Source organism: Pseudomonas sp. JE3303 (genome assembly GCF_056312565.1).
Map to the genome: position 1 here is coordinate 227,624 of NZ_JBWGIF010000005.1, position 21,253 is coordinate 248,876.

Genomic DNA, 21,253 nt, shown 5'->3' on the forward strand with positions numbered 1-21,253 from the left:
CTACCGGTTGCCAACCCTATCCAGCCAGTGATAGATCGGGGCGTCCGCCCCGGTCTCCACTCGTACATTGGCGCTATGGCGCAGCCGTACCAGCAGGCGCTTGCCGGTCAATGTACTTCCCGTCAGCATCTCCAGGCCCTCCAGCAGTGCCGGTCCGTTGAGCTGGCCGGCCTGCCGCAGCAAGTCGCAGGCCGCCAGCCATTGCCCATCGTCCTGCCGGGGTGCGGTTTGCGCCGGGGCCGCAGCCGAGACTGCGGCAGGCACTTCCAGCTGACGTCCCAGCTGCGCCCACTCCGCCGGCTCCAGCTCAATGGTCAGGTCCACCGGCCATTCGCCGATCTTTCCTCGAATTCTCACGGTTCTATCCTCTACGGGTCACATGCTCACATGCTCCCATGCGCACTCGGCATCGCCAAGCGCACTGGTGCGCCCGGCAAAACTTGTTATAACATTACGAATCCTTCCGCATCCTCCCCGGAGTCGTCCATGCGCCGCCTGTTGCTCGCCCTGCCCTTTGCCCTGCTCCCCCTGGCCGCGGCCCATGCCCACGACGAGCACGATCATGATCACCAGCACGGCAGTCTCGGCGCCCACGAGCACGGGGTTGCCAGCCTCAACGTCGCACTGGATGGCAATGCGCTGGAACTGGAACTCGACAGCCCGGCAATGAACCTCGTCGGTTTCGAGCATGCCGCCAGTACCGACGCCGACAAGGCCAAGGTCGCCGCGGTGCGCCAGCAGCTGGAGCAGCCGCTGAAATTGTTCGGCCTGGCCAAGGACGCCGGTTGCAGCGAGAGCGCCGAAGACCTGCAAAGCCCGCTGTTCGGCGATGCGCAGGCCGCTGGCCACGAGCACACCGATATCCATGCCCACTACCAGATCACCTGCAGCCAGCCGGGCAAGCTTGCTCAACTGGATCTCGGCCCGCTGTTCAGCGCCTTCCCGGCCACCCAGAAGATCAATGTGCAACTGATCGGCCCCAACGGTCAGAAAGGCACCCAGGCCAGTCCGGCCCAGGCCGTGGTCGCGTTCTGAATGCGCCCTCCGCTGATCGAGCTGCATGACCTGGTCTTTGCCTGGCCGAGGCAGCCGCCGCTGCTGGACATACCGCACTTTCGCCTGGAAGCTGGCGAGGCGCTGTTTCTGAAGGGCCCCAGTGGCAGTGGCAAGACCACCCTGCTCGGTCTGCTGGGCGGGGTGAACTGTCCGGCCCAGGGCAGCGTGCGCCTGCTGGGCCAGGACCTGGGCGAGCTGGGCCAGGGCGCCCGCGATCGGTTCAGGGTCGATCACACGGGCTACATCTTCCAGCAGTTCAACCTGCTGCCCTTCCTGTCAGTGCGCGAAAACGTCGAGCTGCCTTGTCGTTTTTCGTGCAGCCGTGCCGAGCGCGCGATCCAGCGTCACGGCAGCATCGACCAGGCGGCCGGCCAGCTGCTGGCGCACTTGGGCCTCGGCGACCCGGCATTGCTCGCCCGGCGTGCCGACAGCCTGTCGATCGGCCAGCAGCAACGGGTGGCGGCCGCGCGCGCGTTGATCGGCCAACCGGAGCTGGTGATCGCTGACGAACCCACCTCGGCGCTCGACGCCGATACCCGCGAAGCCTTCATCCGGCTGCTGTTCGAGGAGTGCCGCGGCGCCGGTGCCAGCCTGCTGTTCGTCAGCCATGACCAGGGCCTGGCGCCCTTGTTCGACCGTCACCTGTCCCTGGCCGAGCTCAATCGGGCAGCCACGCCGCACCTGCCCCAGGAGGCCTGATGTACCTGTTCCATCTTGCCTTGGCCAGCCTGGCCAACCGGCGTTTCACCGCCTTTCTCACGGCCTTTGCCATCGCCCTGTCGGTATGCCTGCTGTTGGCCGTGGAGCGCGTGCGTACCGAGGCCCGCGCCAGCTTCGCCAGCACCATCAGCGGCACCGACCTGATCGTCGGCGCCCGCTCCGGCTCGGTGAACCTCCTGTTGTACTCGGTATTTCGCATCGGCAATGCCACCAACAACATCCGCTGGGACAGTTTCGAACACTACGCGAAGGATCCACGGGTGAAGTGGGCGATCCCTGTCTCGCTGGGCGATTCACACCGGGGCTACCGGGTGATGGGCACTACTGCCGAGTACTTCGCGCACTACCAGTACGGACGCAGGCAGCATCTGCAACTGAGCCAGGGACGCGTCTTCGCTGACGATCCCTTCGAGGTGGTGCTGGGCGCGGAGGTCGCGCATGCACTGCATTACAAGCTGGGCGACAAGCTGGTGCTGGCCCATGGCGTGGCGGCGATCAGCCTGGTCAAGCACGACGACAAGCCGTTTACCGTGGTGGGCGTGCTGGCCCGCACAGGCACGCCGGTCGACCGCACCCTGCATATCGAGCTAGGCGGCATGGAGGCTATCCACATCGACTGGCACAACGGCGTGCCGGCTCGTGGCGGCGGGCGCATCAGCGCTGACCAGGCACGCGGCATGGACTTGCAGCCGAGTGCCATCACCGCATTCATGCTAGGCCTGAACAGCAGGATCGCGACCTTCAGCCTGCAGCGGGAGATCAATGAATTCCGCAACGAGCCGCTGCTGGCGATCTTGCCCGGCGTTGCCCTGCAGGAGCTGTGGAGCCTGATGGGCACCGCTGAACAGGCGCTGTTCGTGGTGTCGCTGTTCGTGGTGCTGACCGGGCTGATCGGCATGCTGACGGCCATTCTCACCAGCCTCAACGAGCGGCGGCGGGAGATGGCCATCCTGCGTTCAGTCGGCGCACGCCCTTGGCATATCGCCGGCCTGCTGGTGCTCGAAGCGCTGGCGCTGGCGCTGTGCGGGATCGCCGCCGGGCTGGGATTGCTCTACACAGGAATCGCCGTGGCCCAAGGCTATGTCCAGACCAACTACGGCCTGTACCTGCCGCTGGCCTGGCCGAGTGCCCATGAATGGGCGCTGCTGGCGGTCATTCTTGGCGCAGCGTTGCTCATGGGCAGCGTGCCGGCCTGGCGCGCCTACCGGCAGTCGCTGGCCGACGGCCTGTCCATTCACCTCTGAGAAGCTCACATGACCCGCGCCTTGCTGCTGCTCCTGCTGTTCGCCGTCACCCCGCTGTGGGCCGGCGAGCCGCGTACCCTCGACTGGCCACAGCTGATTCCCGACGGCGCACCGCGCATCGAACCGCAGCTGACCCCGCTGCACGACCTCTCGCAACTGTCCCAGCTCGGGGATGCCCTGGCCGCAGAGTCCGCGCCAGCGGCCAGCCAGCAGGCACCTGACGCCCCGGTGGTGAAGTCACTCGACGGCCAGCGGATCAAGCTGCCGGGTTACATCGTGCCACTGGAGGTCAGCGAGGAAGGCCGGACCACCGAGTTCCTGCTGGTCCCCTACTACGGTGCCTGCATCCATGTGCCGCCGCCACCGTCGAACCAGATCGTGCATATCTTCAGCGAAATGGGCGTGCGCGTAGAAGACCTCTACCAGCCCTACTGGATCGAAGGACAGATGCAGGTCGCGGCCACCCGCAGCGAACTGGCCGACGCCGGTTACCGGATGGAAGCCGAGAAAATCTACGTTTATGAGCTGGAATGAGAACTGCGTCCCGTCTAGGACGCACCTTTCATTGAGCCAGATCAAGTTTGGTGGTTAAACAGCTCCGTACCATTGGGCCACAAAATTTTTGACGTCCTTTGGGAGCTTCCATGAACAAGTCCTTGCTCGGCGCCTCGCTCGTCGCCCTTGCCCTCGCCGCGCCTGTTGCCAACGCCCACCAGGCTGGCGATTTCATCATCCGTTCCGGTGCCATCACCACTGCCCCGAATGAAGACAGCGGCGAGTTGAAACTCGACGGTGCCAGGATGTCTGGCACCAAGGCAACCCTGACCAGCGACACCCAGCTGGGCCTGGCCTTCGCCTACATGCTCACCGACCATGTCGGCCTTGAGCTGCTGGCGGCCACACCGTTCAAGCACACCGTGGGCGTCAAGGGCCTGGGTGGCGGCCTGGACGGCAAGCTCGCCGATATCAAGCAACTGCCCCCGACCCTGTCGCTGCAGTACTACCCGATGGAAGCCTCGTCCAGATTCCAGCCTTACGCTGGCGTCGGCATCAACTACACCCTGTTCTTCGATGAAGACCTGAGCAGCGCTCGCAAGCAACAGGGCTTCAGCAACATGAAGCTGCAGGATTCGGTGGGCATCGCCGGCCAACTGGGAATGGACTACATGGTGACCGACAACCTGCTGGTCAACGCCGCGGTGTGGTACGTCGACATCGACACCAAGGCGACCATCGACGGCCCATCCGCCCTGGGCGTGGGCAAGACCAAGGTCGATGTGGATGTCGACCCGTGGGTCTACATGGTCGGTATCGGCTACAAGTTCTGAGTTCGGACGTATAAAAAAACGGCGATCAAATCGCCGTTTTTTTGTTACTGCGCCTTGCCTAGAAGGCTGGCGAGACCATCGACCATGGAAGTCGGCTCAGGCAGGCCGAAACGCGCCAGCAGACGCTGGTTGTCAGCCCGCGAATGGCGAATATCACCCGAGCGCGATGCGCCGTAATTCACAGGGGGCAGACTGCCGACCACCTGCTCCAGCGCTGCGAGCAACTGGTTGAGCGAGGTGGCCTGGTTCAGGCCGATGTTGACCGCACCCTCCTGCACCTCGTCGAGCTCGAGTGCCCGGAGCATGACCTGCACCAGGTCGCCGACATAAAGGAAATCGCGGGTCTGCTCGCCATCGCCGAAGACCGTGATCGGCGTACCTTGGGTGGCCCGCTCGGCGAAGATACTGATCACCCCCGAGTACGGCGAGGAAGGGTCCTGGCGCGGCCCGAAGATATTGAAGAAGCGGAACACCACCGGGTCCAGGCCATGCTGGCGCCGGTAGAAATCCAGGTACTGCTCGCCCGCCAGCTTGTCCACCGCGTAAGGGGTCAACGGCGCCTTTGGCGTGTCTTCGGTGATCGACTGGCCTTCGCCATTGTTGCCGTACACCGCCGCGCTCGAGGCATATACCACGCGGCGAATGCCATTGAGGCGCATGGCCTCGCAGACATTGAGGGTGCCGATGAAGTTGCTCTGGTGGGTCTTGACCGGGTCCTCGACCGAGGCCTGCACCGACGCCACCGCTGCCAGGTGGACTACGGCCTGGCACCCGGCGGCAGCCTCGGCCACCCGCGCGGCGTCGGCGACATCGCCTTCGATCAGTTGCAGGCGCGGGTGCTGCAGTTGCAGGTTGGCGCGCTTGCCGGTCGAGAGATCATCTAGGATGCGTACCGCATGACCCTTGGCCAGCAACGCATCGCTCAAGTGCGAACCGATGAATCCTGCACCACCGGTAATCAGAATTGGGGCATCAGCCATGACGATAGAATCGGTCCAGTAGGGGCGGCAAGCCAGCGCGCCAGGCGCGGGGCTTGATGCCAAACGTGTGGAGGATCTTCCTGCAGGCCAGCACCGCGTGCTGCGGCTCGTCGCTCGCATCGGGCCGCGAGGCGTGAGCTTGCGGGGTTGGGGTCTGCACGGCCAGCTTGTGCCACTGGGCCGCCTCACTGAGGATAGCTTGCCCCAGCGCCAGCGGTGTGGTCGCTTCGTTGCCAGCGTAATGATAGGTGCCCCACAGCGGCGCGGCGCAGTCCAGCTGCTTGAGCACCGACAGGATCACCCGAGCGGCGTCGTCCACCGGCGTCGGATTGCCACGCCGGTCGTCGGCCAGCAGCAGTTCGTGGGGTTGCTCGGCGCGGGTCAGAAAACGTCCCAGCGCACCATCGATGGTCTCATCGAGCACCCAGCCAAAGCGCAGCAGCACGTGTTGCGGGCAGGTGGCGCGCACGCTTTGCTCGATTCGCCACAAGGCCTGGCCACGCAGGCCCAACGGCGCGGGCTCGTCTTTCTCGCTGTAGGCGGTCGCCCGCAGGCCGTTGAACACCCGGTAGCTCGACGGCTGCACCAGCTTGATCTCGTGGTGCTGGCACAGCTCGGCCAGCCGCTCGACTGCCCGCTCTTGCTGGGCGAGGCGCTGCTCACTGACCGACTCGGCCTGAAACCAGTCGAAGTAGTAAGCCAGGTTGATCAGCGCATCCGGACGGGTGTCATCGAGCAGCTGGGTCAGGCTCGCCGCATTCCAGCCGGTGTCCGGTGGACGCGGCGCGATGAAGGCCACATCCTCCTCGGCCCCGAGGCGAATCAGCGCTTGCCCGAGGGCACTTCCACCACCCAATAGCATCAGGCGCATTCGCATAGAGTCAGCAGATCCGAACAGGTTGATTGAGGAAAGCGAACATTATTGCGGTTTCCTGCGAGGGAAGTCCAACCGGGGCCCTGCGACAGGTTGGCATTATTCGATCTCGAACAATCCATTGCGAATCGGCCCGACGTTCAGTCGTTCGCGCACGTCATCATCTATGCGCGGATCATCCGGGCGGTACAGCTTCACCTGGCGGTACGCGTTGATGCGGTTTATCTCGGGCCCCAGGTACTCCCAGACCACGCGAGTGCAGGCAGGGTTCCGGCGGTCGCCGCTCGATACGCCGGTCTTGAGGCCGTTCAGCCGTGTAATGCGGCTCTTGAAGCTGGGGATGAGGATGGTCTGGCTCATCTCATTGAAGGTCAGCGACTCGTAGTCGATGAGAAACAGGCGATCCTGCAGCTGGAAGGCCGCGCCCAGGTAGCGGCAGCGTACCCAGTCTTCGGCCTGTACGTCCGTGCTGCTGGTACGTTCCTGCCGTTCCTGGCGCTCGAACATAAAGCTGCCGCGCTCTTCATACAGGTGCACCAGCGACAGCAGGATGGTCCCCGGCACCGACATGCAGTTGGAGTATTCGAAATAGTAGCCACAGTAGCGGGACAAGTTGCCGGAATGGGCGTGCAGGGGCTTGAGCAGGTCGCTGAGAGGGTCACCCTGCTGTTGCGCGAGGCTTTCGGTGGTGCGCGCGCCGATCAGGCGGGCGAACTGCTCGGGCGGCAAGCCCAGCTCGTAATCCTCGACGCCGAAGAAATCGCCGATGCGCTTGAGGTTGTAGGCCGTGGGCCGGCTCTGCCCGCTCAGGTACTTGTTGAACTGCGCGCGGTTGATCGACAGCTGCCGGCAAACCTCTGAAATAGAGCGGTAATGATTGCAGGCGAGCTTGAGATTAGCCGCGAAATGTTCGCTCATGGGCGCCGTTCCTGGTGATGCGATTGACGCCATTCTAGCATCAGGTCGCATCAAATCAGACCAACCTGCGAAATTGTAACCACTCTTGTCATGGCCAACCATTCGCCCCAACAAAGCGCGGTGCCACGACATCGCTGCGGTCTTTCACGCAAAAGAACAAGAATCGAGGGTTACACCATGCTCGAAGTGCTCAACGATTTCCTTTCGGGGAAACTCCTTATCGTGCTGATCGTCGGACTCGGCAGCTATTTCACAATCCGCTCGCGGTTCGTCCAGTTCCGTCATTTCGGACACATGTTCGGCGTCTTCAAGGAATCCCTGAAAGGCCAGGCGGGCCAGCTGAGCTCGTTCCAGGCCCTGATGCTGAGCCTCGCCGGCCGGGTCGGCGCAGGCAACATCGCAGGTGTCGGCATCGCCGTGACCCTGGGCGGTCCAGGCGCGGTGTTCTGGATGTGGGTCACCGCACTGGTGGGCATGTCCAGCAGCTTCTTCGAGTGCACCCTGGCCCAGGTCTACAAGCGCGCCGACGGTGACGGCCTGTACCGTGGCGGCCCAGCCTATTACATCCTGCATGGCTTGAAGCTCAAGCGCATGGCAGTGGTGTTCTCGGTCCTGCTGCTGGTGACCTACGGCTTTGCCTTCAACGGCCTGCAGTCCTACACCGTGACCCATTCGCTGCAGAACGCCTTCGGCTTCGCGCCCGAGCACACCGGCATTGCCCTGGCCGTGCTGCTGGCGGTGGTCTTCCTGGGCGGCATCAAGCGCATCGCTTCGGTCTCCGACCTGCTGGTACCGGTCAAGACCCTGGCCTACATCGGCGTCACCCTGTACGTGATCGGCAGCCAGATCGAGCACGTGCCAGCCATGCTTGAAACCATCCTCAAGAGCGCCTTCGGCCTCGACCCAGCCTTCGGCGGCCTGCTCGGCAGCGCCATCGTCATGGGCGTGAAGCGTGGCGTGTTCGCCAACGAAGCGGGCCTTGGCAGCGCGCCTAACGTCGCCGCCGTCGCCGCTGTGCGTCATCCAGGCGCCCAGGGCGTGGTACAGGCCTTCAGCGTGTTCCTCGACACCTTCGTGATCTGCACCTGCACCGCGCTGCTGATCCTGCTGTCGGGCTTCTATACCCCGGGCTTCGAAGGTGACGGCATCGTCCTCACCCAGAACTCCCTGGCTGCCGTGGTCGGTGACTGGGGCCGCCTGTTCGTCAGCGTCGCGCTGTCGCTGTTCGTGTTTACCTGCATCCTCTACAACTACTATCTGGGCGAGACCAGCCTGCAGTTCCTCAGCCGCAACCGCTTGGTGCTGCTGGGCTACCGCGCTCTGGTGCTGGCGCTGGTGGTGTGGGGCTCGGTGCAGAACCTGTCGACCGTGTTCACCTTTGCCGATATCACCATGACCTGCCTGGCCTTCGTCAACCTGATCGCCCTGGCGATGCTGTTCAAGGTCGGCCTGCGGGTGATGCGCGACTACGATGGCCAGCGCCGTGCCGGCATCAAGCAGCCAGTGTTCGACTCTGCCAAGTTCCCCGACCTGGACCTGGACCGCGCCGCCTGGCCGGCCAATCCACAGGTGGAAACAGCTGCTGACAAGGCCACCGGCCAGGTCCAGACTCAAGGCTGATACTCTCACGCCTCCCTGGCCGCCCCTCCCGCGGGCGGCCACATCCTTCCGCTCATCGCCACGGAACGCCCCATGCGTGCAGTCAGCAACCTCCTCGTCCTATATACCGGCGGCACCATCGGCATGCTCGAGACGCCGGCGGGCCTCGCGCCTGCGGGCGGCTTTGAAGCGCGGATGCGCGAGCACCTGGCAAAACGCCCGGATGCACCGCAGATAAACTGGTCGTTGCGCGAACTTGACCCATTGCTGGACAGCGCCAACATGCAGCAGTCCAACTGGCTGGCCATGCGCGACGCCATCGTCGAAGCGGTAGAGCGCGACGGCCATGATGGTGTGATGGTGCTGCACGGCACCGACACGCTGGCCTACAGCGCCGCAGCGTTGTCGTTCCTGTTGCTGGGTTTGCCGGTACCGATAGTGCTGACCGGCTCGATGCTTCCCGCTGGCGCCCCCGGCAGCGATGCCTGGGGCAATCTCGAAGGCGCCTTGCAGCTGTTTGCCGATGGGCTGGAAGATGGCGTGCAGCTGTACTTCAACGGTCACCTGCTGCATGGCGCGCGAGCCTCGAAGCTGCGTAGCGAAGCGTTCGATGCGTTTGTGGTGTTGCCCCGTCATCGTGAAGCTGAAAAGGCCGCTTCGATCCCGGCGGCGCTGGATTACCGACAAGTGCGCAAGATGGTGAACCTGGTCGTGCTGCCGGTGTTTCCTGGCCTGCAGGCGCAGCATGTGAGTGCACTGCTGGCCACCGGCGCCCACGGCCTGCTGCTGGAATGCTATGGCAGCGGCACAGGGCCCTCGGACGATCAGGCCCTGCTTGATGCACTGCATGACGCCCGCCAGAACGGCGTGATGATTGCCGCGATCAGTCAGTGCCCTGAGGGTGCGGTGGAATTCGGGACGTACGCTGCGGGGAGCCGGTTGCGTGAGACCGGCTTGGCCAGTGGCGGCGGAATGACCCGTGAGGCAGCGCTGGGGAAGATGTTTGCGCTGCTCGGTGCAGGACTGGACGCAGAAGCGGCAGAGCATTGGTTCGCGCTGGATCTGTGTGGGGAGCGGGGCTGAGCCTGTAAATGGCGGAAGGCAGCGGGAGTCGAACCTGCCCGGGAACGGATGCCGTCCCCAACCGGGTTTGAAGCCCGGCCGCGCCACCGGGCGCGATTGCCTTCCTTGAATCATCGCCTGGGCTGCTGGGCCAAGGCGTTGTCCGGGCAAACATGGCGCTGGTCGGCCACCCGGCGTGTCAGGCCGATCCGGTCAAAGTACTCCAGTATCTGCACACTCCGCTTGCGGCCGATGCCCAACATATCGCGAAATTCGGCAACCTGCACCACCAGCGTGCCGTCCGACTGCTGGACCAGCAGCTCGGCCATGCGCCGGATCGTCACCTCAGGGTAGAACAGGTCCCGGACCACCTGATGCACCAGCCCCAGCCGCGCCAGCTTGCGCATCAGCAAGCGGACATCAGCCTCCGTCAAGGCCAGCGTACCGGCGAGAGCCCTGACCCAGGGCGGATCGAACCGCCCTTCCAGCAACAAGGGCTCGAGCTGTGCCCATGCCTCGGTCTCCGCGTCGGTAAGGCGGACCTGATGATCAGGCAAATGCAGCCATGGACCGCTGGCGGCGATCTCCCCACCGCTCAACAACTCCTCCAGCAGGCTGATGAAAGCCGGACGTTCCAGGGACAGGGCGGCGAAGCGGCGCAGGCGGTCCCGGTCCGGGCCCAACTGGTCAGGCTCCTGCTCATGGAACAGCGCAAGCTGCTCGATCACTTGCTGCCCGAGCCTCTTCCAGTGCCCCCTGGCGAACAACAGCTGGCCCTGGCGCGTCGCGACGACAAGGGCATTGCCGGGCATTCGCCAGCTACCGCGCAGCCGATTGAACTGGCGCTCCAGCCGCTGTGGCTCCAGGCCGCCAGGCGCAGCGTCGAGCAAGGCTGGCAACGCCAGCTCCAGGCTCAAGGCGTCGGTCAGCACCTGCAACTGTCGCAGCCGCGCCTCACTGCGGCGCTGACGACTCGGGGCGAAGGGATCGAGCACCTTGCCGCCACCCAAGGTCCGCTCGGCGCGCTGGTCACGCAACACCAGCCGGTCGCCGTGAACTGCCTGCAAAGGTGCGTTGAGCAGCAGTTGCGCGAACATCCGCTCACCGCCGCGCAGCGTCTCGCCCTGCAGCAGCGCTACCCGCGCGGTGACATCCTGGGTGCCAAGATGCACATGGACGGCACTGAAGTGAGCGAATGGACGTGTTTCGCCCGGCAGCAGGTTCATCTCGATATCGATACGCGTACTCGGCGCGTGGAGCCACTCGGCGACCAGCCAGTCGCCCCGGTGGATCTGCTCCAGCGCAAGCCGCTCGGCGCTGATGTTCAGGGCCACTCGCTGGCCGGCCTGGGCCGTTGGTGCGGCCTGGTTTTGTGCATGCAGGCCGCGCACCCGCACCGATTTGCCGGCCTTGCCCAGTAACAGGGTATCGGCGACGTCCACCCGCCCGGCGAGTGCCGTGCCGGTGACCACGATGCCCGCTCCCGTCACGGCGAAAGCACGGTCGATGGCAAGGCGAAAACCGTCGGCCACGCCGCGCGCCTGTACCCTGTCGCGGAGCTGCAGCAGCGCCTGGCGCAGGGCGTCGATGCCTTCGCCACTCACGCTCGAAACGGCGAATTGCGCGGCGCCCGCATAATTACCCTGAGCGAGCAGCGCGGCCACATCGGCCTGCACCTGGGCGATCCGCGGCGCCTCGACCCGGTCGCACTTGGTGATCGCCACCAGGGCCTGAGGGATACCCAGCAACTCGACGATCGCCAGGTGCTCGCGGGTCTGCGGCATCACGCCATCGTCCGCGGCCACCACCAGCAGCACCACATCGATTCCATGGGCGCCGGCCAGCATGTTGTGGATGAAACGCTCATGCCCCGGCACATCGATGAATCCCGTGAGCGGCCCGTCCTGCTCCAGCGCCGCGTAGCGGTAGCCCAGGTCGATGGTCATCCCGCGGTCGCGCTCTTCCTGACGCTGGTCGCCCGCCTGCCCGGTCAGGGCCTGAAGCAATGCGGTCTTGCCGTGATCGATATGCCCGGCGGTCCCGACGATCACGCTGACACCACGCCCAGCCGCAGTCCGGGCAACTGCGCCAGCCACTGGGTCTCGTCGTCGAGCTGGCGCAGGTCCAGCCACAGCGCGTCGTCGTCGATACGTCCTAGCACCGGCACTGGCAAGGCACGCAGGGCCCGCTCCAGTACATGCAGGCTGCGGCCACGAAGACGCTTGGAAACCTGGGCCCGCATGCACAGGGCGGCGCTGGGCAGGCGCGCCACAGGCTGACTGCCGCTGCCGATCATCCCCAGCGCCGGCTCGACACTGACAGACCACTGGGGACCGAGCTGGCTGGCCAAGGCAGGCGCCAGGCGTTCGGCCTGGGCGATGATGTCCTGCTGCGGCCGGGCCAGCAGCCGCAGGCTTGGCAGGCGTTCGGCCAGGCGATCGGGATTGCGGTACAGGCCAAGCACTGCTTCGAGTGCCGCCAGGGTCAGCTTGTCGACACGCAGGGCGCGCTTGAGGGGGTTCTTCTTGATCCGGGCGATCAGTTCCTTGCGGCCGACGATGATCCCTGCCTGAGGTCCGCCGAGCAGCTTGTCGCCGCTGAAGGTGACGATGTCGGCGCCATCGGCCAGCGCCTGGCGCACGGTCGGCTCGGCGGGCAGGCCCCAGCGCGTGAGGTCGAGCAGACTGCCGCTGCCCAGGTCTTCGAGCAATGGCAGCCCGTGCTGGTGAGCGATCTCGGCCAGCGCCGCGGTCGGCACCTGGGTGGTGAAGCCCTGGATGCTGTAGTTGCTGCAGTGCACCCGCATCAGCAGGCCGGTGCGCGGGCCGATGGCCGCTTGGTAGTCTCGGGCGTGGGTGCGGTTGGTGGTGCCGATCTCGCGCAGGCGTACGCCGGCGCGGGCCATGATGTCGGGTATCCGGAAGGCGCCGCCGATCTCGATCAGTTCGCCGCGGGAGATGATGCCCTCCTTGCGCGCACCCAGGCTGTTGAGCGCCAGCAGCACGGCAGCGGCATTGTTGTTGACCACGGTGACGGCCTCGGCGCCGGTGAGCTCGCGGATCAGTCCTTCGATGAGGTCGTCGCGGTCGCCGCGTTTGCCGGTCGCCAGGTCGAACTCGAGGTTGAGCGGGTAGCGGGCAGCCAGTTGCACGGCCTGGATGGCTTCCTCGGGCAGCAATGCCCTGCCGAGGTTGGTGTGAAGGACGGTGCCGGTAAGGTTGAATACGCGGCGGATGTGGCTCTGGCTCTGCAGTGCGAGACGTTCGCTGGCGCGGCCGGTAAGGACTTCGGCGGTGAGCTCGGCGCCGCTGAGCTGGCCCCGGCGGGCGGGGTCGCGCAGGCCATCGAGCAGCTGGCGCAGGGCGGCCAGGACGGCATCGCGGCCGTGGCGGTCAAGCAGGGGCTGGCAGGCGGGGTGGCGCAGGAGGGTGTCGATGGAGGGTAGACGTGGGTGGGTGCTGTGGGTGCTGTGGGGCATGCAGGCGACCTTGGGCTTATCCGGTGTCTGGACGGGTCCTATCGCGGGCAAGTCGGGACGCGATTAGGGGCGACTCGGTCTCAGAGTGTAGACCGCCTACCCGCCCCCCGGCGCCAGCATCAGGTTCGGCGCCATCCGCTGAAACCCCGCCTCGTCCAGCGCCATGTCCAGCGCCAGGCTGGCCAGGTCCGCCGACAGGGCCTCAGCCTCGGCATCGTTCTCCAGATACAGCTGCTTCAGGTACCCCTTGCACCCCGGGCAGCACTCGGCACGCAGCGGCGCTTTTTCCGGCGCATGCCGGTCATCCTCGAAGCTGCTGTAGCGCAGATCCTTGCTTTGTTCGCAGTACACGCACTTGACCCGCACCACATGCCACTCGCAGGCACACAACGAACACACCAGGTAGCGCAGGCCATTGTGCTTGCCGCGGTTACGCACCACGCCGGCCATCGCCGGAGAACCGCAGCACGGGCACTGGCTGAGGCTGCCGCCCGCCTTGATCTCGCCAGCCGGCAGCGCCAGCAACCAATGGCTCCAGGCGGCCTGCAGCGCAGCTCCAATGAATGGCACCAGCGCCGCTGGCAGCGCATCGTATTGCCCCGCCAGCAAGGCGATGCCCCAGCCTTTGCGCTGCTGCGTGTCCGCCTCGCGCAATTGCCGCAAGGCCTCGGCCAACGCATCCCCAGGCGGCGGAACGTAGAGATCGAGCAAGGCCTGCAGCCAGACCAGCCACGCACCCTCGCGCACCAGGCTGTCGGCCGACAAGGGCGGCAGGCCATGACTGATGCACAGGCGCTGGCGCTCTGCTTCGACCGGTACGCCGCCAGGCGGCAGCGCCAGCAATTGCTGCTGCACGCGGCACAGGCTGGCGACTAGCCGAAGGTAACCGGCAAGCGCATGCCCTTCGGCCAGCCGTTCCAGGCGTGCGGCGCGCAACTCGAACAGGTTGGCCGGTGGCAGGTGCAAGAACGGTGGCGAGACCGCGGAGGCTTCAATCTGCCCAGGCTCCAGGATCGTACTCAAGCGTTCATCCCTCCTTGCGGGTGGCGCGGTGTGGTGGCTTGTCGCCGGTTACATCGCGGTACCACAGCTCATGGTGCTTGCGCGCCCAGGACCGGCTGACCCAGCCATGCAGCATGGCGCCCACCGAGCCTTTGATCCAGATGCCGGCATATATATGCACGATGATGCTGAGCACCAGCACGAAAGCCGCCAGCGCATGCAGCAAGGTAGAAACCCTGAGGGCGCCAATTCCGAAATACTCGCTGAAATACGCGCGCCAGATCACCACCCCGCTGACCAGCAAGACCAGCATGCACAGCAACAGGGTCCAGAACAGCAGCTTCTGCCCGGCGTTGTACTTGCCGATCACCGGCACGCCGTCCTCCCGATTGAGCATCACCCTGTCGATGCGGCGCAACCACAGGCGGTCGTTGGCGGTGATGAAGTTGGCGCGCCAGAAACTCACCACCAGGCCGAGGAAAAACACGAACATCGCCACGCCCATGAAAGGGTGCAGGATCCGTGTCCACGTCCCCCCTCCAAACAGGTTGCTGAGCCAGAACAGCGCCGGATGAAACAGCGCCAGCCCCGACAGCCCGGCCATGACGAACAGGATGGCCACCAACCAGTGATTGGTCCGCTGGTTGGCGGTGTAGCGCAGGATCGGTCTGTCATCGTTCATGGCCGCTGCTCCCCTTGCCCACCAGGCTTGCCTGGGTCATAGACATGGACCGCCGGGTCCACCTGATGCACGCTGCTGTCCACCGCCGCCGGATGCTCTTCTTCCTCGACCCGCTGCGGTCCTACCCGCACGTAATGGAAGAAGCCTGCGACCACCGCGGCGCCCATGGCCAGCAGCGCCAGCGGCTTGCTGATGCCTTTCCACAGCCCGACCAGCGGGCTGATCACCGGCTCGTCCGGTAGGCCCGCATAGATACGCGGCGTGTCGGCGTGGTGCAGCACATACATCACATGGGTGCCGCCAACCCCGTCGGGGTCGTAGAGACCGGCGTTGTCGAAGCCACGCGACTTGAGGTCAACGATCCGTTCCGCGGCATGGGTCTTCATGTCGTCCTTGGTGCCAAAGACGATGGCGCCGGTCGGGCAGGTTTTCACGCAGGCGGGCTCCAGCCCCACGGCCACGCGGTCTGAACACAGGCTGCACTTGTAGGCCTTGTGGTCTTTCTGCGAGATCCGCGGGATGTTGAAAGGACAGCCGGTGATGCAGTAGCCGCAGCCGATGCAGTGGTCCTGGTTGAAGTCGACGATGCCGTTGGCGTGCTTGATGATCGCGCCGGGGCTCGGACACGCCTTCAGGCAACCAGGATCTGCGCAATGCATGCAGCCGTCCTTGCGGATCAGCCACTCCAGGTTGCCATCGGATGTCTCGTGCTCGGTGAAGCGCATCAGGGTCCACGTCTCGGCGGTGAGGTCGTGGGGATTGTCGTAGGTGCCGTGGTTGTGGCCGACCTCGTCACGCAGCTCGTTCCACTCCGAGCACGCCACCTGGCAGGCCTTGCAGCCGATACACTTGGTGGTGTCGATCAGCTTGGCGACTTCCTGCTGCTGGCGCACCGAGGGAGGGACGGTCGTGGTGGCTGACCGGGCGATGATATCTTGGCTGGCCATCAGATCTTCTCCACGTTGACCAGGAACGACTTGGATTCCGGCGTCTGGGTGTTGCCGTCACCCAGGAACGGCACCAGGGTGTTGGTCAGGTAGCCATGCCGGGTTTCGCCGGTGAAGCCCCAGTGCAGCGGGATGCCGATCTGGTGCACGGTCTGGTTGTTGACCTGCAGCGGCCGGATCCGCTTGGTCACCACCGCCACCGCCTCGATGAACCCGCGCTTGCTGCTCACCCGTACCCGATCCCCCCCCGCGATGCCCTTCTCGTTGGCCAGCACTTCACCGATCTCGACGAACTGCTCGGGCTGGGCGATGGCATTGAGGCGGCAGTGCTTGCTCCAGAAGTGGAAGTGCTCGGTCAGTCGATAGGTCGTTGCGGCATAGGGGAAGTCCTTGGCCTGACCGAGGGTTTCCCACACCGAATCGAACACACGTCCGGCCGGGTTGCTGGTGGCCTTCTTGTTGTTCGGGTGCAGAGGGTTGATGCCGATGGGGGTCTCGAAGGGCTCGTAGTGCTCAGGGAATGGTCCCTCCGCCATCTTGTCGAGGGCGAAGAAGCGCGCGACCCCTTCGGGGTTCATGATGAACGGGTTCATGCCCGCCTCGGGCGGGACATCGACCTTGTAGTCCGGGGTATCGGTGCCGCCCCAGGTCTTGCCGTTCCACCAGACCAGGCGCTTGTGTGGATCCCAGGGGTTGCCCTGGGGGTCGGCCGAAGCGCGGTTGTAGAGGATGCGCCGGTTGGATGGCCAGGCCCACGCCCAATTGACGGTCTGCTTCATGCCGAACGGGTCGCTGTTGTCGCGCCGGGCCATCTGGTTGCCCTGCTCGGTCCAGCTGCCACAGAATATCCAGCAGCCCGAGGCGGTGCTGCCGTCGTCCTTGAGCTGGCCGAAGCCCGCCAGTTGCTGGCCGGCCTTCAGCACCGTGCCTGCGGCATCTGCCTGGTCGATGACCGCGCTGCCGTTGAGCTCCTTGGCCAATTCTTCCGGGGATGGCTCGTCGGCCACCTTGTAAGGCCAGCTGAGGTTGAGCAATGGCTCGGCGTAGGCGCCGCCTTCCTCCTGGTAGCGCTTGCGCAGGCGCAGGTACAACTCGCTCATGATGCGCACATCGGTGCGTGTCTCGCCTGGGCCGTCGGCACCTTTCCAGTGCCACTGGAGCCAGCGGCTGCTGTTGACCAGGGAACCGTCTTCCTCGGCAAAGCAGGTGGTGGGCAGGCGGATGACTTCGGTCTGGATGTCGGCACTGCTGACGTCATTGAATGGCCCGACCTTGCGCCAGAACTCCGAGGTTTCAGTCGCCAGGGGATCCATGATCACCAGCCACTTGAGCTTGCTCAGCGCTGCTGTCACACGGTTCTTGTCAGGCAACGCGGCGATGGGGTTGAAGCCTTGGCACATATAGCCGTTGACCTTGCCCTGGCCCATCAGGTCGAACATTTTCAATACGTCGTAGCCGGGGATGTCGAGCTTGGGCAGCCAGTCATAGCCCCAGCGGTTTTCGGCGGTTGCCTTGGCACCGTACCAGGCCTTCATCAGGCTGACGTGGAACTTGCCGTAGTTCTGCCAGTAGGACAGCTGGCCCGGCCGTAGCGGCACGGGCGCCCGCTTGGCGATGTAGGCGTCGTAGTCCTGCTCGGTATCGCCCGGCAGGGTCAGGTAACCCGGGAGTGAGTTGGACAACAGCCCAAGGTCGGTCAGGCCCTGGATGTTGGAGTGGCCGCGCAAGGCGTTGACGCCACCTCCGGGCATGCCCACGTTGCCCAGCAGCAACTGCACCATGGCCGCACTGCGGATGATCTGCGCGCCTATCGAGTGCTGGGTCCAGCCCAGGGCGTAGAGGATCGTCATGGTCTTGCCCGGTTGCGAGCAGGTGGCGATCTCTTCCCAGATCTTCTGCATGCTGGCTTGCGGCATGCCGCAGGTCATGCTGGCCAGTTCCGGGGTGTAGCGGCTGTAGTGCTGCTTCATCAGTTGATAGACGCAGCGCGGGTCCTGCAGGGTCGGGTCGACCTTGGCGAAGCCGTCCTCGCCGATCTCGTAGCCCCAGCCTGACTTGTCGTTGTAGGTGCGCTTGACCGGATCGTAGCCGCTGAACAGCCCGTCCTCGAAGCCAAAGCCGGCTTTGACGATGAACGAAACGTCGGTGTAGTTGCGCACGTATTCGTGCTGGATCTTGTCGGTGCTCAGCAGATAATTGATCAGGCCGCCCATGAAGGCGATGTCGCTGCCGGTGCGAATCGGCGCGTAGTAATCGGCCACTGCTGCGGTGCGGGTAAACCTGGGATCGACCACGATCAGCCGCGCCTGGTTATGCGCCTTGGCCTCGGTTACCCACTTGAAGCCGCACGGATGGGCCTCTGCTGCGTTGCCACCCATTACCAGGATCAGATTCGCGTTGGCGATATCGGTCCAGTGGTTGGTCATGGCTCCACGGCCGTACGTCGGGGCAAGACTTGCCACCGTCGGGCCATGTCAGACACGTGCCTGGTTATCGAACCCCAGCATGCCCAGTGAGCGGATGACCTTGTGGGTCAGGTAACCCGCCTCGCTGGAAGCAGCGGAAGCGGCGAGAAAGCCGGTGGTGAGCCAGCGATTGACGGTCTGGCCCTCGGCGTTTTTCTCGATGAAGTTGGCGTCGCGGTCGATCTTGACCAGATCGGCAATGCGGTCCATGGCTTCGTCCCAGCTGACCCGCGTCCATTCGGTGCCGCCCGGCTTGCGCACCTGTGGGTACAGCAGCCGGTTGGGACTGTGGATAAAGTCGAGCAGACCTGCTCCTTTCGGGCATAACGTGCCGCGGTTGACCGGGTGGTCCGCGTCGCCTTCGATATGGATGATGTTCTGGGAGACGTTCTTGCCCGCATCGCCCTGGCTGTACATGATCAGGCCGCAGCCTACCGAACAGTAGGGGCATGTGTTGCGGGTCTCCCTGGTGTGCGCCAGCTTGAAGTGGCGTACCTGCTCGGCGAAGGCCGGCGTCGGGGCCATGCCCAACGCTGCCAGGCTCGAGCCTCCAAGGCCGACTGCAGCGACCTTGAAGAACTGCCGACGGTTGAGGTCCATCGTGCACTCCTGATCAGGTGGTGGACGCACGGGACATTGCCGGCGTCTCTCGAACTGTCACGGTGGCGGCAGAATCAACGGCCGCCAATGGCTAAGACTAGCCGAGAATTTCTGAAAGGGACTGCGTCGGCATGTCGGGTCAGGGTGCAGACAGCAAAAAGCCCCTGGCCTTGCGGTCAGGGGCTTTGATTCATTCCGGAGCGTCAGGCCCTAGAACGGAATATCGTCGTCGAAGCTGTCGAAGTCAGGAGCAGGCTGCGCGGCCGGCTGCTGCGGCGCCGGGCGTTGCGGGGCCTGTTGCGGGCGCTGGGCCTGCTGGCGCGGCGGGGCCTGGTTGTAGTTGTTACCGCCCTGGTTGCCACCCTGGTTGTAGTTGCCGCCGCCTTGGTTGCCGCCCTGGTTGCTGCCTGGGTTGTACTGGTTGCCACCATCCTGGTTCTGCGGACGGCCGCCCAGAAGCTGCATGGTGCCTTGCATGTCGACGATGATTTCAGTGGTGTAACGCTTGATACCGTCTTTTTCCCACTCGCGGGTCTGCAGCTTGCCTTCGATGTAGACTTGCGAACCCTTGCGCAGGTATTCGCCAGCGATTTCGGCAACTTTGCCGAACATCGAGACACGGTGCCACTCGGTACGCTCGACCTTCTGACCGGTCTGCTTGTCGGTCCACTGCTCGCTGGTGGCCAGGCTCAGGTTGGTCACGGCGTTACCGTTGGGCAGGTAGCGAGTTTCGGGATCCTGACCGCAGGTACCGACCAGAATGACTTTGTTAACCCCACGGGCCATAACGTTCTCCTAGGCTTCGCACGCCGCTGAGGCCGGGTCTACCAGACGCTCAAGGGTCGCACGGTCCAAAATTTTCGTATCCAGTTTGATGTAGATGGCGGCTTCATCTGCCACCACCACGGCGTCGGTCACTCCCGGCACGGCCATGAGGCGTTCGGTCAGCCCGGCTTCCCGGACCGCTTCCGGCGATAGCGGCATGCGCAAGCTGGTCACGTAAGGCGGTTCGCGCATGCTCAGCGCGACAACCAGCCAGACCAGGCACAAACCGGCACAGCCCATGAACACCATGCTCAGGCCACCCTGCCCGAACAACCAACCACCGAGTATTCCTCCCAGCGCGGCACCCAGGAACTGGCTCGTGGAGTAGACCCCCATGGCCGTCCCTTTGCCGCCGGCGGGCGACACCTTGCTCACCAGTGAAGGCAAGGATGCCTCCAGCAGGTTGAATGCGGTAAAGAATATCACGGTGCCGATCACCAGTCCGCGCAAGTTGTCAGCCCATTGCCAGAAGAACACTTCGGTGAGCATCAGCACAGCCACTGCGCCGAGCAACACACGCTTCATCTTGCGCTTCTTTTCGCCATAGATGATGAAGGGAACCATTGCAAAGAATGAGACGAACAACGCAGTCAGGTATACCCACCAGTGTTCTTCCTTGGGCAGTCCCGCGCCGACGAACGCCAGCGGCAAGGCGACGAAGCTGGCCATGAGGATGGCATGCAGCACGAAGATGCCCACATCCAGGCGCAGCAGGTCGGGATGACGCAGGGTCGGGCCCAGGGCCTGGCGAGCCACGCCAGACTCGCGGTGCTGCAGTGCGCTGTGGGCATTGGGCACGACGAACACGACCAGGCCGATGCCGACCAGCGCCAGGCCCGCGGTTGCGAGGAACAATCCTGACAGGCCAAAGGTACGCGTCAGCAGCGGCCCGACGACCATGGCGACGGCGAACGACAGGCCGATGCTCATGCCGATCATGGCCATGGCCTTGGTCCGGTGCTGCTCGCGGGTGAGGTCCGAGAGCAAGGCCATCACTGCCGCTGAAATTGCCCCCGCCCCCTGCAGGATACGTCCGGCGATCACGCCCCAGATCGAATCCGCCTGGGCCGCCAGTACGCTGCCCAGGGCAAAGATCACCAGGCCTGCGTAGATGACCGGGCGACGCCCGATCCGATCGGAAATCATCCCGAATGGAATCTGCAGGAACGCCTGGGTCAGGCCGTAGGCACCGATGGCCAGGCCGATCAGCGCCGGTGTCGCCCCGGCCAGGTCCATGCCATAGGTGGCCAGCACGGGCAGGACCATGAACATGCCCAGCATGCGAAAAGCAAAGACCAAGGCCAGGCCGCCTGCGGCGCGGGTTTCGCTGCCACTCATGCGATCGTGGTGGTTGTCGTGCATGGATTAACCTCGTGTGAACCGGCGGGGATTCTATCAGTCCGACTGCTTAACGGCATATACGCGACGCTTTGCCGCGTAATGGCAGCGCGCCGTATACTTCCTGGTTTATGC

The 21,253-nt window shown here is 64.6% G+C and carries 19 protein-coding genes and 1 tRNA gene; 7 read left to right on the forward strand and 13 right to left on the reverse strand.

Annotation, left to right across the window (positions count from 1 at the left end):
• Complete coding sequence (locus AC0ZZU_RS09410; RefSeq protein ID WP_476340281.1) at positions 1 to 357, reverse strand: hypothetical protein; 357 nt, start codon at positions 355 to 357, stop codon at positions 1 to 3.
• 129 nt (positions 358 to 486) lie between these two features.
• Between AC0ZZU_RS09410 and AC0ZZU_RS09415 the strand changes: the two genes are divergently transcribed.
• The 5 genes from AC0ZZU_RS09415 to AC0ZZU_RS09435 all read left to right on the forward strand — a co-directional run bounded on the left by AC0ZZU_RS09415 (position 487) and on the right by AC0ZZU_RS09435 (position 4,348).
• A complete protein-coding gene (locus AC0ZZU_RS09415) occupies positions 487 to 1,035 on the forward strand; it encodes a DUF2796 domain-containing protein (RefSeq protein ID WP_476340282.1) in 549 nt (182 codons plus the stop codon).
• Positions 1,036 to 1,755 carry an ABC transporter ATP-binding protein gene (locus tag AC0ZZU_RS09420; protein ID WP_476340284.1) on the forward strand — a complete coding sequence of 240 codons (720 nt, stop codon included), beginning with the start codon at positions 1,036 to 1,038 and terminating at the stop codon, positions 1,753 to 1,755.
• Positions 1,755 to 3,020, forward strand: a complete 1,266-nt coding sequence (locus AC0ZZU_RS09425) for an ABC transporter permease (protein WP_476340286.1) — start codon at positions 1,755 to 1,757, stop codon at positions 3,018 to 3,020. The genes AC0ZZU_RS09420 and AC0ZZU_RS09425 overlap by 1 nt, the downstream gene beginning before the upstream one ends.
• A gap of 9 nt (positions 3,021 to 3,029) precedes the next feature.
• Positions 3,030 to 3,554, forward strand: a complete 525-nt coding sequence (locus AC0ZZU_RS09430) for a DUF3299 domain-containing protein (protein WP_476340288.1) — start codon at positions 3,030 to 3,032, stop codon at positions 3,552 to 3,554.
• 110 nt (positions 3,555 to 3,664) lie between these two features.
• A complete protein-coding gene (locus AC0ZZU_RS09435; RefSeq protein WP_476340289.1) occupies positions 3,665 to 4,348 on the forward strand; it encodes an OmpW/AlkL family protein in 684 nt (227 codons plus the stop codon).
• Between the two features lie 44 nt (positions 4,349 to 4,392).
• On the opposite strand, the gene AC0ZZU_RS09440 is transcribed toward AC0ZZU_RS09435, so the two are convergent.
• The 3 genes from AC0ZZU_RS09440 to AC0ZZU_RS09450 all read right to left on the reverse strand — a co-directional run bounded on the left by AC0ZZU_RS09440 (position 4,393) and on the right by AC0ZZU_RS09450 (position 7,120).
• Entirely contained in the window at positions 4,393 to 5,328 is a 936-nt protein-coding gene (locus AC0ZZU_RS09440; protein ID WP_476340290.1) for an NAD-dependent epimerase/dehydratase family protein, read from the reverse strand.
• Positions 5,321 to 6,205, reverse strand: coding sequence for a sugar nucleotide-binding protein (locus tag AC0ZZU_RS09445; protein WP_476340292.1), 885 nt, complete (start codon positions 6,203 to 6,205; stop codon positions 5,321 to 5,323). Before AC0ZZU_RS09445 ends, AC0ZZU_RS09440 begins: the two co-directional genes overlap by 8 nt.
• 96 nt (positions 6,206 to 6,301) lie before the next feature.
• Positions 6,302 to 7,120 (reverse strand): helix-turn-helix domain-containing protein, encoded by an 819-nt coding sequence (locus tag AC0ZZU_RS09450; protein ID WP_476340294.1) that lies wholly within the window; start codon positions 7,118 to 7,120, stop codon positions 6,302 to 6,304.
• 177 nt (positions 7,121 to 7,297) lie between these two features.
• Here AC0ZZU_RS09450 and AC0ZZU_RS09455 point away from each other — a divergent pair, with 177 nt between their 5' ends.
• Together AC0ZZU_RS09455 and AC0ZZU_RS09460 are read left to right on the forward strand one after the other, a co-directional pair.
• Positions 7,298 to 8,740 carry an alanine/glycine:cation symporter family protein gene (locus tag AC0ZZU_RS09455; RefSeq protein ID WP_476340295.1) on the forward strand — a complete coding sequence of 481 codons (1,443 nt, stop codon included), beginning with the start codon at positions 7,298 to 7,300 and terminating at the stop codon, positions 8,738 to 8,740.
• Between the two features lie 72 nt (positions 8,741 to 8,812).
• The gene (locus AC0ZZU_RS09460; RefSeq protein WP_476340296.1) at positions 8,813 to 9,802 is read left to right on the forward strand and encodes an asparaginase; all 990 of its coding nucleotides are present in this window, start codon (positions 8,813 to 8,815) and stop codon (positions 9,800 to 9,802) included.
• A gap of 9 nt (positions 9,803 to 9,811) precedes the next feature.
• Here AC0ZZU_RS09460 and AC0ZZU_RS09465 read toward each other — a convergent pair.
• The 9 genes from AC0ZZU_RS09465 to AC0ZZU_RS09505 form a co-directional block, all read right to left on the reverse strand.
• Positions 9,812 to 9,907 (reverse strand) — tRNA-Sec (locus tag AC0ZZU_RS09465).
• A gap of 5 nt (positions 9,908 to 9,912) precedes the next feature.
• Positions 9,913 to 11,832 carry a selenocysteine-specific translation elongation factor gene (selB, locus tag AC0ZZU_RS09470; protein WP_476340297.1) on the reverse strand — a complete coding sequence of 640 codons (1,920 nt, stop codon included), beginning with the start codon at positions 11,830 to 11,832 and terminating at the stop codon, positions 9,913 to 9,915.
• Positions 11,829 to 13,259 carry an L-seryl-tRNA(Sec) selenium transferase gene (gene selA / locus AC0ZZU_RS09475; RefSeq protein ID WP_476340298.1) on the reverse strand — a complete coding sequence of 477 codons (1,431 nt, stop codon included), beginning with the start codon at positions 13,257 to 13,259 and terminating at the stop codon, positions 11,829 to 11,831. Before selA ends, selB begins: the two co-directional genes overlap by 4 nt.
• 96 nt (positions 13,260 to 13,355) lie before the next feature.
• Positions 13,356 to 14,282 (reverse strand): formate dehydrogenase accessory protein FdhE, encoded by a 927-nt coding sequence (fdhE, locus tag AC0ZZU_RS09480; RefSeq protein ID WP_476340300.1) that lies wholly within the window; start codon positions 14,280 to 14,282, stop codon positions 13,356 to 13,358.
• 4 nt (positions 14,283 to 14,286) lie between these two features.
• Positions 14,287 to 14,943: a formate dehydrogenase subunit gamma gene (locus tag AC0ZZU_RS09485; protein ID WP_476340301.1), complete on the reverse strand. Its 657-nt coding sequence runs from the start codon at positions 14,941 to 14,943 to the stop codon at positions 14,287 to 14,289.
• A complete protein-coding gene (gene fdxH / locus AC0ZZU_RS09490) occupies positions 14,940 to 15,890 on the reverse strand; it encodes a formate dehydrogenase subunit beta (protein WP_476340303.1) in 951 nt (316 codons plus the stop codon). The genes AC0ZZU_RS09485 and fdxH overlap by 4 nt, the downstream gene beginning before the upstream one ends.
• The gene (gene fdnG, locus AC0ZZU_RS09495; RefSeq protein ID WP_476340305.1) at positions 15,890 to 18,955 is read right to left on the reverse strand and encodes a formate dehydrogenase-N subunit alpha; all 3,066 of its coding nucleotides are present in this window, start codon (positions 18,953 to 18,955) and stop codon (positions 15,890 to 15,892) included. The genes fdxH and fdnG overlap by 1 nt, the downstream gene beginning before the upstream one ends.
• Before the next feature lie 210 nt (positions 18,956 to 19,165).
• The gene (locus AC0ZZU_RS09500; protein WP_476340306.1) at positions 19,166 to 19,741 is read right to left on the reverse strand and encodes a single-stranded DNA-binding protein; all 576 of its coding nucleotides are present in this window, start codon (positions 19,739 to 19,741) and stop codon (positions 19,166 to 19,168) included.
• Between the two features lie 9 nt (positions 19,742 to 19,750).
• The gene (locus tag AC0ZZU_RS09505) at positions 19,751 to 21,142 is read right to left on the reverse strand and encodes an MFS transporter (protein WP_476340308.1); all 1,392 of its coding nucleotides are present in this window, start codon (positions 21,140 to 21,142) and stop codon (positions 19,751 to 19,753) included.
• Positions 21,143 to 21,253 lie beyond the last annotated feature (111 nt).

Coding starts and splice junctions, on each gene's coding strand:
- AC0ZZU_RS09415 (WP_476340282.1), top strand. CDS start 487: ATGCGCCGCCTGTTGCTCGCCCTGCCCTTTGCCCTGCTCCCCCTGGCC.
- AC0ZZU_RS09420 (WP_476340284.1), top strand. CDS start 1,036: ATGCGCCCTCCGCTGATCGAGCTGCATGACCTGGTCTTTGCCTGGCCG.
- AC0ZZU_RS09425 (WP_476340286.1), top strand. CDS start 1,755: ATGTACCTGTTCCATCTTGCCTTGGCCAGCCTGGCCAACCGGCGTTTC.
- AC0ZZU_RS09430 (WP_476340288.1), top strand. CDS start 3,030: ATGACCCGCGCCTTGCTGCTGCTCCTGCTGTTCGCCGTCACCCCGCTG.
- AC0ZZU_RS09435 (WP_476340289.1), top strand. CDS start 3,665: ATGAACAAGTCCTTGCTCGGCGCCTCGCTCGTCGCCCTTGCCCTCGCC.
- AC0ZZU_RS09440 (WP_476340290.1), bottom strand. CDS start 5,328: ATGGCTGATGCCCCAATTCTGATTACCGGTGGTGCAGGATTCATCGGT.
- AC0ZZU_RS09445 (WP_476340292.1), bottom strand. CDS start 6,205: ATGCGAATGCGCCTGATGCTATTGGGTGGTGGAAGTGCCCTCGGGCAA.
- AC0ZZU_RS09450 (WP_476340294.1), bottom strand. CDS start 7,120: ATGAGCGAACATTTCGCGGCTAATCTCAAGCTCGCCTGCAATCATTAC.
- AC0ZZU_RS09455 (WP_476340295.1), top strand. CDS start 7,298: ATGCTCGAAGTGCTCAACGATTTCCTTTCGGGGAAACTCCTTATCGTG.
- AC0ZZU_RS09460 (WP_476340296.1), top strand. CDS start 8,813: ATGCGTGCAGTCAGCAACCTCCTCGTCCTATATACCGGCGGCACCATC.
- selA (WP_476340298.1), bottom strand. CDS start 13,259: ATGCCCCACAGCACCCACAGCACCCACCCACGTCTACCCTCCATCGAC.
- AC0ZZU_RS09485 (WP_476340301.1), bottom strand. CDS start 14,943: ATGAACGATGACAGACCGATCCTGCGCTACACCGCCAACCAGCGGACC.
- fdxH (WP_476340303.1), bottom strand. CDS start 15,890: ATGGCCAGCCAAGATATCATCGCCCGGTCAGCCACCACGACCGTCCCT.
- AC0ZZU_RS09500 (WP_476340306.1), bottom strand. CDS start 19,741: ATGGCCCGTGGGGTTAACAAAGTCATTCTGGTCGGTACCTGCGGTCAG.
- AC0ZZU_RS09505 (WP_476340308.1), bottom strand. CDS start 21,142: ATGCACGACAACCACCACGATCGCATGAGTGGCAGCGAAACCCGCGCC.